Genomic DNA, 13,763 nt, shown 5'->3' on the forward strand with positions numbered 1-13,763 from the left:
TTCGCGTTATTGGCGGGCGGTGGCGGTGGCCGGTTCTGCGTGGCCTTGAGCCGCCCCCGCGCTTTTGCCTTCCGGGTCGAAGGCAGGGCCGTTGGGGGAAAGTCTCAGTCCCTTCCGCAGCCGCGTAAAGGGCAGATCGGCAGGGTTGAAGGGCATCGGGCCTGGCGCGCAGGCGACAAGGATATGCGCGGCAATGGGCGCGAAGTCGGCCCGGAAATGGGTCGAGCTCTTGACCACCAGGATGGCTTGCTCCTCGGGCACGATCCCGACGAAACGGAACATCTCGCGATCGGCCATCTGCGCTATGTGGCTTGTCACGGCGACACGAACGCCGCCGATGCGCAGGCAGGCCGAGGGCCCCAGATCCAGCCGGGTGCCGCCGTAATAGGGGCCGGTGGCCTGAAGGGAGCCGTCGCAAAGCGCTTCGACCACGGCCTCGACCTCGACGGGCCGGTCGTTTGGCAGACCGGGATGGCCGCCGATCCGGAACCGTGCCGTCGCGCCGAGACCTGCCGCATGGGCCGCCGTCGCCGCGGCCGGGTCCACCATCAGCCCGATGGCGGCGTTCTGCGCGTCCGCCGCGATCAGCGCCTGCAAGAGCCCGGTGGTCGCGGACACGCCCCCGGCCCCCGGGTTGTCCTGGGTATCGGCGATCACCACCGGGCCGGTGGCCTGTGCCGCCAGCCGCGCCGCCTCGGCGACGGCGGCCCCGGCCGGGAAGGTGCGGTTGTCGAAGCGCGCCTCTGCCGCCTCGTAGGCGGCGGCGATACGGTCTGCGGCCCGGTCGGCCTCGGCCTGGGTCGCGGCATAGGCAATCGCGCTCGGCCCGCAATCGGGGATGTCGGCTGCCGGAAAACCCATGAAAAGCGAGGCGGACCAGATGCCCGCAGCATCCTCTGCGTCGAGCCCGGCATAAAGCGCATCGGCAGGCGCCATCATGGTCGTCTGGAACGGGATCGGCACCAGATAGGACATCTGCCGGAACGCCTTTGCGGGCCGCGTGCCGGTGCGCATCATCCTGTCGAGCAGACGCGCCGCCGCCGCTCCGGTCGCCGCCATGTCCACATGCGGATAGGTGCGGAAGCCGACGCAGGCGTCGAGGGTGTCCACGAAGGGGGCCGAGATATTGCCATGCAGGTCCAGCGCCGCCACGACCGGGACATCCGGCCCGACCAGATCGCGCACCCGGCGCGCGATTTCTGCTTCGCCGTCCTCCAGATGCTCGGCCACCATCGCGCCGTGCAGGTCGAGGAACACGCCATCGAGCGCGCCCGCTCCGGCGATGCCCGCAATGATCTCGTCGGCGATGCTCTCGAAGGCCTCGCGCGTGACATGGGCCGAGGGGATTGCGGCCGTCCAGAGGATGGGCAGGGCGACCCAGCCAAGCTCTTCGGCGACGGCAAGCGCCCCCGATATTCCGAGATTCACGCCACGCGCTGCCTTCGCCATATCAGCCCCCCTCGACATGGGGATATATCCGCCTCCCTGCCGAAAGGCCGCAAGATCTGCCGGGCTCGGCGCGAAGGTGTTGGTCTCGTGAAGAAAGCCGGCCAGGGCAACCCGCATCTTGTCTCTCCGCTGTTGGCAGGCCTCGCCGGTCTTGGCGCCGGCCTTGGCTTGTGTATCGTCTGTCGATACGTTAGTATTGTAAGGCGAGCCTAGTGGCCCGTTTTTGGATTCGTCAAGTCGGTGATTTCAATGGCGAGCATTCTTCGCGCCGAACCGGCGCAAATGACTGATTTTGAGGCGGCAGAGGAAGACAAGCTCTTCGTGCGCGCGGTCGGCCGGACGATGCGGGTCCTGAGCGCGTTTCATCATGCCAGCGGGCCTCTCAGCCTGTCGGAGATCGCGGCCCGGTCAAAGCTCGATCGCTCGGCGGTCCAGCGGATGGTCCATACGCTCGTCACGCTGGGCTACATGCGGCGCAGCCACGACGACCGGGGCTATCTGCCGGGGATCCGGCTGCTGGATCACACGCTCGACGTGCTTCGGCTCGATCCGGTGGTGCAGAAGGCGACGCCGGTCCTGCTGGAGCTGCGCAAGACGGTGCGCGAGCGCGTCGATTTCAGCCTCTATGACGAAACCCGGCTGGTCTATGCGCTGCGCATGCAGAGCAAGCGCGAGACCTTCTATGCGACCCTCGTGGGCCACAGCGTGCCGACATTTTGCACCGCCGGGGGGCGTGCGGTGCTGTCGGCCTTGTCCGATGACGCCGCCCGCGCGGTCGTGATGCGGTCGCAGCTGCTCAAGTTCACCTCGAAGACCGTCAATGATCCCGACAGCATCCTCGCGCTGATCGCCCAGGCCCGATCAGAGGGCTATGCGGTCGTGGTCGACGAGTTCGTTCAGGGCGAGGTTGCCATAGGTGTCGCCATCGCGGATCGCGACGGGGTGCCGCTTGGCGCGATCCATGTCGCCGGGTCGCTTTCGGAATGGACACGGGATGCATTCGTGCGCCATGCCGCACCGGTAGCGACAGAAGCCGCCCGGGCCGTCAATGCCAGTCTCTAGGCTGCGGCCCCATTGATTTCAGGCATTTGGCATGATTCAGGCTCCGCAAGGAGGCCTGATCGATGAGCAATCTTTACTGGCTGAGCGATGCACAATCTCGGTGATCAGGCTGGTCTTGCCCGCACCGGGGCCGCCCGTCACGACGAAGAAATGGGCGCCCATGGGCCATCCTCGGGTTTGACAGGGGGGGAGGGCTGCGAAACGATCTGTCCACTTAACCTTCTTGACTAACGAATGACATGACGGTTTCGATGGGACGTCGCCCCATGTTTCGGTAACCCAGATGCGGGCGCTCGGTGTTGTAGTGGACGAGCCAGGCGTTGAGATCTGCCTGGAGGGCCTCGACAGTCTCGTAGAAGGTCTCGCGCATCTTCACGCGGAAGAACTCCTCCAGCACCGTGCCATTGAACCGCTCGACGAAGCCGTTGGTCTTCGGCGTGCGGACCTTGGTGCGGCGATGCTCTATTGCGTTGAGGTCGAGATAGAGCTCGTAGGGGTGACGCTCGGTGCCGCAGAATTCGCGGCCGCTCGCCATTGGGCTCGAACCAATGGCGCCTTCAATGGCTCGCTCGGTCAGCACCGCTTTCACCGGCAGGTCCAGGGCGCGGTAGAAGGGCAGGACGTCGTTGTGCAGGACCGCGACCGCCGCCTCGGGCTGCTTGGAAACGTGCAGGAAGCCGAAGGCGTAGCTGCCGAAGGTGTCGACGACCGCGTGCAGATAGACCTTGCCGATCCCCTTCAGCATGCCGACGAAGAACGTGTCGGCCGAGAGCAGCTCGCCGGGAGTGCCTGATTCCACGTGTCGTTCCCGGAAGCACGGGTTCTGCTTCTCGAGGAAGGCGGCCTGTTCGGCAGTGATCTCGATGGTCTGGCCCGCATGGGCGTCCTCGAGCGCCAGCCAGCGGTCGTAGCGCGTGCCCAGGCCGTCGCCAGCGGGCTCGAACCGGTGGCGCCACGCTGGCGATCGTTCAGGATCTTCTGGATGGTGATCGAGGAGACCCGCACGCCCTCGAGCGCCAGCATCGCCTCGAAGCGGTTGCAGCCATAGGCCGGATGTTCGAGCGCCAGCGCCTTGATCCGCTCGACCGTCTCGGGCGGGGTCGTTTGAGGGTGGGTCTTGTGGATCGGCGGCAGGTCCTTGAGCCCCTCGAAGCCCGTTCTCGGGCTTACGCGGCGCCACCGGCGCCACGGTCCCTCAAACCCAAAACCGACGTTTCCACTCGTAGAAGCTGGTGCGGTCCATGCCGCGCTGGCGACAGGCCTCGGCCACGTTGCCGAGTTCTTTCGCCAGTTCCAGAACGCTCATGCGGGTTTGCGCGATCTTGGTCTTCGCGTCACGAGCCTTGGGTTTCGTCGCTTTCGGTGTTCCATCCATGGCGGGGTCCTCCGTTCCCAAAATAGCATGGGAAGAAGGTTAAGTGGGCGCATTATTTCTTCGCCGGCATTCTCAAATCAATGCTCGCGCCTCCGAAAAGCCGTTCCTGAGAGTGGCGGACATGTGCCGTCATGCGGTTGGCGGCGACCTCGCCGTCTGACGCCAGGATAGCATCGAATATGCTTTGATGTTCGTGCAGCACCCGCTCCAGGCCCGCCCCACCCTCACGCAAGAGCGACTGTCCGTGCATTTTCATCCCTGCCGAGATTTGCTCGTGCAGCGCTCGCAGGGTCGCCTCGAAGAAGGTGTTGTTTGCGGCGTGAGCGACGGCGATGTGGAAAGTGAAGTCCGCATCCTCACGGTGCAGCATCGAGCCGGTCGCCGCCCGCATCAGGTCCAGCGCGTTCGACAAGTTCGCCAGCGCCTCGTCATTGCGCCGTTCGGCCGCGAAGCGCGCGGCTTGCGGCTCGATCGTCAGGCGAAATTCGTAGCAGCGCTGGATGTCGGCGATCGTCTCGATCCGGCCGTAGCCCAGGGTCCGTGACTGATGCGCGCGGACGAAGTTGCCGGCTCCTTGCCGCGACACGATCAGCCCCTCGGCACGCAGCCGCTCGAGCGCGTCCCGCAGAACGGGGCGGGACACGCCGATCTCGGCCGCCAGCGTCGTCTCGGAAGGCAGCTTCTCATCCGGCGGATAATCTCCGTTGCTGATCCGTCCATAGAGCGTGTTGTAGACATGATCGGCGAAGGAAGGCCGTGATTTCTGCCGAGTGGCTTTCACTCTCTGGTCCTATATTTTCTGACTTCGGTGGGCGTCGGTCGATTATCGACCAGATTGACGAGTTGCGCCAGCATGTCAGCCGCGCCAAATCCCCCCGACTTCGTCACGATCGTCAAAACGCGTGATCCGGGCAGCGCAGCTCGGACGACGGCAATCCCCGGCAGGGCCAAGCCAAAGACCTCCGCTTGATCGACGCCGAGCCGGGCAAGGATGGCTGCGGCCGTTTCCCCGCCGCACGCGATCAGCGTGCCTACCGGGTCCCGCATGATCATCTTGGTCAGCCCTTCCGCAAAATCGGCCCCGGCTTCTGCCGCAGAGCGGTCCATGCCGCCAGAAACCATCTGCATCACGCAAGGGGCCCGCGGTGGATCAAGCGGAAGTCGGCCATCTGGGGCCAGGTACAGCGGCAGGTCGAGGCGCTCCACCTGCGCGAGCGTAATGGGATCGCGCGAGCCGATCGCAAGAACGGCCGGGCCGGGCAGAGGCGGTGTCCCTTGACGTGTCGCGTCGGGCCATAGCTGGGCAACCAATGCCGCAGCCAACGACCGGGCGCCCACGGGCAGGCCATCAAGTTCTGCCGCTTCTTTCATCTGTGCGGCGTCGGTAATGTCGGGCACATGGGGGGAAAGGCCCGAGAACCGCGCTGCGATGTCTAGAGGAGTTTCGATCCCCGCACCGGTCAGCCGGCCATGCCGTTGCACCCGGCCCATGTCCGGCAAAGCCGGCGCGGCGATGATTTGCCTCCGATGCAAAGCGTCGGCCAGAATCGCGCATTCGACCGCAACATGCCCCTTGAGCCTGGAATCAACCTTCTTCATGACCCGCTCTGGTCTCAGCCATGACAGGCACGCGCAAACGTTATGCATCGCCGCAGCGGCTGCTGCCGCGGTCCCATCCCGGCTGCCGGTAGTGACAGCGACGACCGGGGGAAGAGTGCATTCCCTTGCCGCCGCCAGCGCGGCCGGTGACAGGAAGACGCGGGTGCCGATGCCGAGGCTGGCAGCTTCGCCTGCGCTGTCCAAGGCTCCCGTGAGGTCATCGGCGACGATCAGCAGCCGTGGCGGGGTCATCCGTGTTGCTCGTCCAGCGGGACGATCATGTGTCGGATCGACTGGCGAAAATGGGTCCAAGTCACATGCACACGGCCGTTCCGATCCTGCAGGATCGATGGGTAGGATAGCTCGCGGTTCACCTGATCGGCCGAGTTGTTCGACAAGCAATAGCCGTCGCTGAAGGCCAGATCGATCCGGTCCGGCCAGCTCTGCCCGCCATCGGCGGACAGCGTCAGCGACAGCGGCGCACGGGGCGCGCCCCAGAAGGCGCGACCGGGCCGGGCTGCGGGCGCGGCCCCGTCCTCCTCGATCTCGTCATAGAGCGAGACGCGACGTCCCTCGGCATCCTCGCGGCTGGAGTGGTTATAGACCATCGCGATGCGCCCGTCGTCCAGCCGCACCGCCTGGATCGACGAGTTGTTGTTGGGTAGGCCCGCAGGCTCGGGAGCGCTCCACCGGACGCCATCGGCAGAGTGCGAGCGCCAGATATGATCGGCCCAACGGCTGCGATAAAAGGCCGCCATGCTGCCATCCGCCAGCGGCACGATGTTCATGTGCACGCAGCCGAGGCTGCCCGGCACTTCATAAACCTTCCAGCTGACCCCCTCATCATGCGAGACCATGACGACGCTGTCATCGTTCTCTCCGGTCCAAGCCACACCCTCCTCGACGCGGCAGCGGAACCCCGGCAGTAGCCAAGCCCCGTCATCGGCGACGATGACCGGCTGGCGCACGAAGATTCCCTTTTGCGACCACAGCGCACACGGCTCGGTCCAGCTTTGCCCGCCATCGTCCGAAATGCGGAACCGCACTTCGGCCTCGTTCTGCCGCCCACCGGGCTGGGCAGTATAGATCAGCCACAGCCGCCCGTCGGGTGCGGTGAACAGGACCGGGTTCTGTTCCGAGCGGGCCGGGTCGTCGGAAAGCTGGACCGGATTGCTCCAGTTCCTGCCGTCGAAGCGCGACATCAGGATCGAGATGTCGGACTTGCCCTCAATCGTGCCGCCGAACCAAGCGCAGAGAATCGTGCCGTCGGGCAGTTCGTGCAGGAAGGATGCGTGATTCTGGACGCGCGGCGTCGGCAGGTCGGTTGCGGGAAAGGCGATGTCAGCCATGACTTCGGTCATTTCGGCCTCCTTCAGGCGGTGACGAGACGGGGACGCAGCGCAAAGCGCCACACAAGTAGCAGGCAGGTCAGCGTGACCGAGATCACCCAGCCCGCAGTCAGTGTCGGCGTGACGACCAGAGCAAGACTGGCGAGCGCGAACCCGCCGCGTTCGGGGAGGGACAGGTTGCCGCGTAGCCAGCCGATCAGGAAGACGGCCCAGCAGAAGGTCGCCAGCAGCATGCCTGCGGCGCCGGTCGCGATCTGGAACGCGCTACCCTGCCACAGCACGGCCGGGTCTTTGATGAAGCCGAACGGCACGAGGAAAATCACCAGCGAATAACCGAAGGCCAAAAGCCCGGTCCGGTTCGCATCCGATTTCGCGATCCCCGCCGCGGCATAGGAGCAGAGCGCAACCGGCGGCGTCACCATGGACAGCACGCAGTAATACAGAACGAAAAGGTTCGCAGCCAGCCGATCGACGCCCAGATCCATCAGTGCTGGCACGAAGACCAGCGATCCGATGATGTAGGCCGCGACGGTGGGCAGGCCCATCCCCATGATGATGCAGCCGAAGATCGCCAGCAGCAGCGACAGATAGAGGTTGTCCGTGCCCATGTCCGACAGCAGACGGACGAATTTGAGTGCCAGGTTCGATTGCGTGGCAACCACCATGACGACCCCCACCGCAGCCAGAGGGGCCGAGATCCAGGCCATCTGGCGGGCGGTGTCCAGCACCGTCTCGAACAGCTGGGACAGGTTATAGCGGGTCGATCTGCGCAGGACCGGCGCCACCAGTGCGATGGCCGTGCCGACCAGCGCCGCATAGGGGGCCGAATAGCCTGCGATCAGCGTCGCGATCATCGCCACCGGCGCGGCCAGCAGGTGCAGGCGCGGGATCACCGGCGGTATCTCCAGCAGTTCCGGCGCGACATCGCCGACGCCCGATTTGCGCGCCCGCAGGTCCACGATGATATAGAGCGCGAAGTAGAAGGCGGCGGCCGGGATCAGGGCCGCGGCGGCGATGGTGATGTAGGGAATGCCCAGCATGTCGGCCATCACGAAGGCCGCGACCCCCATGATCGGCGGCATCAGTTGCCCGCCGGTCGAGGCGATGGCCTCGGTCGCGGCGGCCTGTTCTTTCGAATATCCCGAACGAGTCATGATCGGGATCGTGAGCACGCCGGTAGAAGTGGTGTTGGCAATAGCCGAACCCGACACCATCCCGAACAGCGCCGAACCCACCAGCGACATCTTCGCCGCCCCGCCCTTCAGCCGCGCAGTGGCGCGCATCGCAAGATCGATAAAAAGTTGACCGCCGCCGGTGATCGTGAAGACCGATCCGAACAGCACGAAATAGAAGACGAAGTTGATGGCCGCGCTGGCTGTCACTCCGAAGATGCCGTCAGTCTTCATGCCGATCAGTTCTGCTTGGGTCGGCAGGGAGAAGCCCGGAAACTGCATCAGACCGGGGAACCATGGTCCCAGATAGGCGTAGGCCAGGAAAATCAGCACAACTGCCAGCAAAGACCAGCCGACCGAACGGCGCACCGCCTCGAAGATCAGCGCAAGACCAAGCACATGCAAAAGGATGTCGACCGGTAGGACTGGGTCAATCATCTCGAACCGCCGCTCGAGCCGGAATATCTCGCCCGCATAGAGCGCGACGACCATCAGTGACAGCGCAACGCCCGCGATGTCGATGATGCGGGCCGCGTACCTGGCGCGACCTTCCCACGCCAGCGGCGTCCAGGCAAAGACCAGCGCGGTCGCCATGAAGACATGAAAGCTCGCTGCCGCAAGGGGCGAGGCTGGATGAAAGAACTGGGCCACCAAGAAGGCGACATAGACGACCGACAGCACGGCCTGCAAAGCGCGCCACCATGTGTCGAAATTTGAGATTTTGCGCATCGCGGGCCTCCTCCCCGGATATGGATGTGCCGTCGCCCGATTAAGGGCGGCGGCCTGCGGCGATCACTCGATCCAGCCGCGCTCCCGATAATAACGGGCCGCACCCGGATGCAGCTCGATCACGGCCTGATCTGGCTGAGCGCCCTTCTCGGGGTCCCATCCGGCCAGCGCCGGAAAGGCCTCGGCGATCTTCTCGCGCTGTTCGACCAGGGCGCGGGTCAGCTGATAGGCGACCTCCTCGTCCATATCGGCATTGGCGATGAGGATCGTGGGCGTCATCGAGGTGCGATAGACGCCCTCCTGCCCCGGATAGCTGCCTTCGGGCATGTTCGCAGCAGGAGCGCCCAGTTCGGACATGTGGTCCAGCACGGTATCGCTGGCGGGCACGAAAACCATGGGGGTGGTCAGCGTCACCTCGGACATGGTGGCCTGACCGACCGGGGCGTTCTCGATATAGACGTCGGCAGTTCCGTCACGCAGCATCTGTGCGATCTGGGCCGTACTGATCTGGGTGATCGCGCCGCGGCCTCGCATGTCCTCGAGGCTACTGCCCAAGGCTTCGAACATGTAGTTTGCGAGGATCGGCACCTGCGAACCTGCGGGTTTCAGCACGAAGCGGGGCGGATTGTCCGAGGCGACCATCTCGTCAAAGGTGGTCAGACCGCTTTTTTTGACATAGTCGCGCCGCGCGGCGATGGTGGTGTAGGCGAGTTGCAGACCGCCGACGATCGCGCGGGCGTTGTTCGCCTCGCGGCCCTCGAACTCCTCACCGATGCCGTCGCGCGCCCAGACCGCTGCACTGGCCGAGACGAAGCCCAGATCGGCGGCGCCCTGACTGACGGCGACAGGGTTCGTCATCCCGCCCCCGCGCGGCAGCACCTCGACGTTCAGCTCGTTCTCGCCTTCGGAGCCCTGAATGATCTCGCTAAAGGTCGAGCCGTAGGAATACCATGAGCCGCCCGGCTCCATGGTGATCAGGCGCAGGTCGACCGGCGCGGCAAACGCGGCCAAGGGCAGTACGGCTAGGGTCGTGGCGGTGGCGAAAGTCCGAATATGTCTCATCTGGTCCTCCCTTGGCGCCGGAGCGCCGGTTTTGCGTGACCCCATTCGCGGGGGCCGACGGACGTTCCGCTCTCCTCACGGAACGGGGCGAAGATGGCGGGGCGGTCGCAACTTGTCAATTGATTATATGAAGCGAGCAAGTATCAGGCTCTGGTCGCGGGTCAATACAGGAAAATAAGGATTATTCTGAGGTTAGCATGGATTTTCCGCTTTTCTTTATTTGACAACTTGTAAATATGTGATACCTCGTTTTTGCCATCAAGGGAGGATGCCATGCTCGACCAACCCCTGGAAATCCTGCAGCCCGGCTGCGTGCGGAACGGCGCGGGTCAGGCGGTGCGGGCCGCATCCTGGCTGCGCGATCGCGGCCTGACGCGGCCCGTCGTCATTGCCGATGCTTTCAATGCGACCCGACTGAATGCCCTCGGCTTGGACGGCGCGGCCTGCGTGTCGGTCCGGCCCGAGCCCGACCTCTCCGACCTCAATCAGGCGGTGACGGCGGCGCGCGCGGCGCGGCCGGATGTGGTCATCGGTTTTGGCGGCGGCAGCGCCATGGACGTGGCCAAGCTGGTGGCTGTCCTGCAAGATCCTGTGACGACATTCGACGACATCTCGGGGCCGGGTCGTGCTGGGCCGCGGCGCGCGGCGCTAATGCAGATCCCCACAACCGCCGGCACCGGCAGCGAGGCCGGCACGCGCGCGCTGATCACCGAACCCGGAACATTGCGCAAGATTGCCACCGAAAGCCTTCACATGCTGGCCGATATGGTGATCCTCGATCCCGGCCTGACGGTATCGCTGCCCGGTCCAGTGACAGCCGCGACCGGCGTCGACGCACTGGCCCATTGTGTTGAGGCTTTCACCAGTCGCCGCTCTCATCCGGTCATCGATCATTATGCGCTGGAAGGCATCCGGCTGATTGGCCGGTTCCTGCCTCGCGCGCTGGCCGACGGCGACGATCTCGAGGCGCGGGCGGCACTGCTTCTGGCCTCGTTCTATGGCGGGGTCTGTCTGGGGCCGGTGAACACGACCGCCGGACATGCGGTGGCCTATCCGCTCGGGACGCGCCACCACCTGCCGCACGGGCTGGCCAATGCGCTGATCTTCCCGCATGTCCTGGCGGCCAATCAGGGGGCCTGTCCCGACAAGACCGCGCTGGTCGCGGCCGCGCTGGATCTGGAGCAGGGCCGCCCGCTACTTCAGGCTGCGCATGATTTCTGCGCCGGGCTTGGCCTGCAGATGCGCCTGCGCGACCATGGCGTCCCCGAGGATGACCTGCCCGAGATGGCGGCTGAAGCCCATGCTATTCGTCGCCTGTTGGACTGGAACCCCCGCGACCTGAGCCGTGAGGACATTCTTGCGCTTTATCGCGCGGCCTATTGATACTGAAGGATCTGCCATGACCTCCGCCGAACCCCGCCGCGCTTATGTGGCCACGGTTACCTGCTTCAACGACGACGAGACGCTGAACCTCGATCAGTCCCGCGCACAGGTCCGCCGCCAAGTCGAAGCTGGCAACGACATCCTTTGCGCCGGTACGAACGGCGATTTCACCGCACTTTTGTTCGACGAGAAGCTGTCCCTGATCGAGGCCGTGCTTGCTGAGGCCGCAGGCCGCGCACGCGTCATGGTGAATGTCGGCGCCCCCTCGACCTTCGAAACGGTCCGGCTGGCCCGCGCCGCCGCCGATCTGGGGGTCGATTGCGTGTCGGTCATCACCCCGTATTTCATCGCCTGCACGCAAGAGGGGCTGCGTCGCCATTTCGAGATGGTGGCCGATGCGGTAGATGTGCCCGTCTATCTTTATGACATCCCTGCGCGGACCCAGAACCATATTGAACCCGACACCGCGCTGATATTGGCCCGGCACGGCAACATCTGCGGCATCAAGGATAGCGGCGGCAGCCAGAAGACGCTTGAGGAGTATCTTGAGGTCTCGCGCCAAGTCGAAGGCTTCGGCGTTTGGTCCGGTCCCGATCACCTTGTGTTATGGGCACTGAAGAACGGCGCGGCGGGCGCGATCTCCGGGCTTGGCAATGTTGCCCCGCATCTTTTGGCGGGGATCGTGCGCGCTTTCAACGCGGGCGACATGGAGGCCGCCGAAGCCGCGCAGGCGCGTTTCGGCGCGCTGCGGACCGACCTTTATGCCTTGGGTTATCCGCCCGCCGTCGCCAAGCGCGCACTCTATCTGACCGATCCGGGCGTGGGTGCCTCGCGACAGCCCGCACTGATGCCGGATGCCGCGCAGGATGCCGCAATCCGCGACATTCTTGATCGGCATGACCTTGCCGCAACCGTCTGACCGGAGGTTTCCATGACCAATCCCTTAATCGCCATCACTATGGGCGACCCTTCGGGCGTCGGCGCCGAAGTCACCCTTCGGGCGGCAGCCGACCTGCCTGCCGACCAGCGCGCCGGACTGATCGTGATCGGCGATAGGGCCGTGCTGGAGCGCGCCCGTGATGCGCTCGGCCTGGCGCTGGAACTGGGCGACGGCCCCGGGGGCCTGCGCCTGCGCCATGTCCCCGTTGAGGGCCTGCCCGACCGCTTCGGCGTATTGTCCCCCTCCTGCGGCGAGGCGTCCTTCCAGTATATCCGTACCGCCGTCGAGATGGCGCAGGCAGGCGAGGTCTCATGTATCGTCACAGCCCCCATCAACAAGGAGGCTCTGAACGCTGCCGGTCACCATTACGATGGCCATACGGGTTTGCTGGCTCATTTGACCGAAAGTCGTGGCAGTTGGATGCTGTTGGCGTCGGAACGTTTGAATGTGATCCACGTCTCGACCCATGTGGCACTGAAGGACGCAATCACCCGCGCCACGCCCGAGCGCATCTTGGAGACGATCCGAACAGGCCATTCCCACCTGAAGCGCATGGGCATAGAAGCTCCACGCATCGCCGTGGCGGGAATCAACCCACATTGCGGAGAATCCGGCCTTTTCGGCACCGAGGATGACGCGCAGGTCGCCCCCGCCGTCGCGGCAGCGCAGGCCGAGGGGATTGATGTCCAAGGTCCGATCTCGGCCGATACGGTATATCACCGCGCCTACCAGGGAGCGTTCGATCTGGTCGTCGCGCAGTATCATGATCAGGGCCACATCCCGATCAAGCTCGTGGCCTTCGATACGGCGGTGAATGTCTCGCTTGGCCTGCCGATTGATCGCGCCTCGGTCGACCACGGCACGGCCTTCGACATCGCCGGAACCGGCAAAGCAAACCATGTGAACATGCTGAGCGCCCTATCCTATGCTCGCAACCTCGCGCAGGCGAAGCGCCATGCCTGAGCCGCGCCACGCCATCGTCACCGGCGCCAGCTCGGGCATCGGGCTGGCCATCTGCAACCGCCTTCTGGCCGATGGCCGGAAAGTGACGGGTCTTAGTCGCCGGGCACCGGAAGCGACTTTGGGGTCGGCCTTTACCCATCGGCCCGTCGATCTGCTGGACGAGGACGCCGTTGCCGCTGCTCTGCCGGATCTGCCTGCACCTGATGCGCTGATCCATGCCGCAGGCGTGTTGCGAGTGGGCGATCACGCTTCGATGTCACGTGCCGAGGGTTCCCAGATGTGGCGGCTGCACGTCGACTGCGCGGCGCAGCTGATCCAGCATTTTGCGCCCCGAATGCCCCAAAACGGGCGGATCGTCTTGATCGGCAGCCGCGTCGCGACCGGGGCGAAGGGCAAGGCGCTCTACGCCGCCTCCAAGGCTGCCGTCACGGGCCTCGCCCGCTCGATTGCCGCCGAGCTGGCGCCCAAGGGGATCACGGTGAACATCGTGGCCCCCGCTGCGACGGACACACCAATGCTGCGCGATCCTGCGCGCCAGGGCGTCGGACCGGCCTATCCCCCCATCGGGCGCTTCGTTCTGCCCGAAGAGGTTGCCGGCACGGCGGCATTTCTTCTGTCGGATGCGGCGGCCAGCATTACCGGGCAGACGCTTGTCATCTGCGGCGGAGCTTCGCTTTAGC

11 protein-coding genes and 1 pseudogene are annotated in these 13,763 nt (G+C 65.0%); 5 read left to right on the forward strand and 7 right to left on the reverse strand.

What is annotated here, in order from left to right; translation table 11 throughout:
* Nucleotides 1-6 precede the first annotated feature (6 nt).
* Nucleotides 7-1,566, reverse strand: a complete 1,560-nt coding sequence (locus ACK8CO_RS13820; protein WP_414896988.1) for a M81 family metallopeptidase — start codon at nt 1,564-1,566, stop codon at nt 7-9.
* A gap of 165 nt (nt 1,567-1,731) precedes the next feature.
* On the opposite strand from ACK8CO_RS13820, the gene ACK8CO_RS13825 reads away from it, so the two are divergent.
* Nucleotides 1,732-2,511 carry an IclR family transcriptional regulator gene (locus ACK8CO_RS13825; protein WP_231119138.1) on the forward strand — a complete coding sequence of 260 codons (780 nt, stop codon included), beginning with the start codon at nt 1,732-1,734 and terminating at the stop codon, nt 2,509-2,511.
* 214 nt (nt 2,512-2,725) lie between these two features.
* Here the strand turns inward: ACK8CO_RS13825 and ACK8CO_RS13830 are convergent.
* From ACK8CO_RS13830 to ACK8CO_RS13855, 6 genes and pseudogenes are all read right to left on the reverse strand, one after another.
* Nucleotides 2,726-3,886: pseudogene (locus ACK8CO_RS13830) on the reverse strand (integrase core domain-containing protein).
* Nucleotides 3,887-3,938: 52 nt separating this feature from the next.
* Nucleotides 3,939-4,667 carry a FadR/GntR family transcriptional regulator gene (locus ACK8CO_RS13835; RefSeq protein WP_202253957.1) on the reverse strand — a complete coding sequence of 243 codons (729 nt, stop codon included), beginning with the start codon at nt 4,665-4,667 and terminating at the stop codon, nt 3,939-3,941.
* Nucleotides 4,664-5,737 (reverse strand): four-carbon acid sugar kinase family protein, encoded by a 1,074-nt coding sequence (locus ACK8CO_RS13840; protein WP_080617311.1) that lies wholly within the window; start codon nt 5,735-5,737, stop codon nt 4,664-4,666. Before ACK8CO_RS13840 ends, ACK8CO_RS13835 begins: the two co-directional genes overlap by 4 nt.
* A complete protein-coding gene (locus ACK8CO_RS13845) occupies nt 5,734-6,846 on the reverse strand; it encodes a sialidase family protein (RefSeq protein WP_414896989.1) in 1,113 nt (370 codons plus the stop codon). The genes ACK8CO_RS13840 and ACK8CO_RS13845 overlap by 4 nt, the downstream gene beginning before the upstream one ends.
* An 11-nt stretch (nt 6,847-6,857) precedes the next feature.
* On the reverse strand, nt 6,858-8,735 hold the full coding sequence (locus tag ACK8CO_RS13850) for a TRAP transporter permease (RefSeq protein ID WP_414896990.1): 1,878 nt from the start codon (nt 8,733-8,735) through the stop codon (nt 6,858-6,860).
* Between the two features lie 63 nt (nt 8,736-8,798).
* Entirely contained in the window at nt 8,799-9,797 is a 999-nt protein-coding gene (locus ACK8CO_RS13855; RefSeq protein ID WP_196774260.1) for a TAXI family TRAP transporter solute-binding subunit, read from the reverse strand.
* Nucleotides 9,798-10,070: 273 nt separating this feature from the next.
* Between ACK8CO_RS13855 and ACK8CO_RS13860 the strand changes: the two genes are divergently transcribed.
* From ACK8CO_RS13860 to ACK8CO_RS13875, 4 genes are read left to right on the forward strand one after another with little or no spacing between them, the layout of a single operon-like run.
* The gene (locus tag ACK8CO_RS13860; protein ID WP_414896991.1) at nt 10,071-11,180 is read left to right on the forward strand and encodes an iron-containing alcohol dehydrogenase family protein; all 1,110 of its coding nucleotides are present in this window, start codon (nt 10,071-10,073) and stop codon (nt 11,178-11,180) included.
* A 16-nt stretch (nt 11,181-11,196) separates the two neighbouring features.
* On the forward strand, nt 11,197-12,099 hold the full coding sequence (locus ACK8CO_RS13865) for a dihydrodipicolinate synthase family protein (protein ID WP_080617306.1): 903 nt from the start codon (nt 11,197-11,199) through the stop codon (nt 12,097-12,099).
* A 12-nt stretch (nt 12,100-12,111) separates the two neighbouring features.
* Nucleotides 12,112-13,083, forward strand: a complete 972-nt coding sequence (gene pdxA / locus ACK8CO_RS13870) for a 4-hydroxythreonine-4-phosphate dehydrogenase PdxA (RefSeq protein ID WP_080617305.1) — start codon at nt 12,112-12,114, stop codon at nt 13,081-13,083.
* On the forward strand, nt 13,076-13,762 hold the full coding sequence (locus ACK8CO_RS13875; protein ID WP_080617304.1) for an SDR family NAD(P)-dependent oxidoreductase: 687 nt from the start codon (nt 13,076-13,078) through the stop codon (nt 13,760-13,762). The genes pdxA and ACK8CO_RS13875 overlap by 8 nt, the downstream gene beginning before the upstream one ends.
* The last annotated feature ends 1 nt before the right edge of the window (nt 13,763 follow it).

Source organism: Rhodovulum sp. HP10 (assembly GCF_047553435.1).
Taxonomy (GTDB): domain Bacteria; phylum Pseudomonadota; class Alphaproteobacteria; order Rhodobacterales; family Rhodobacteraceae; genus Rhodovulum.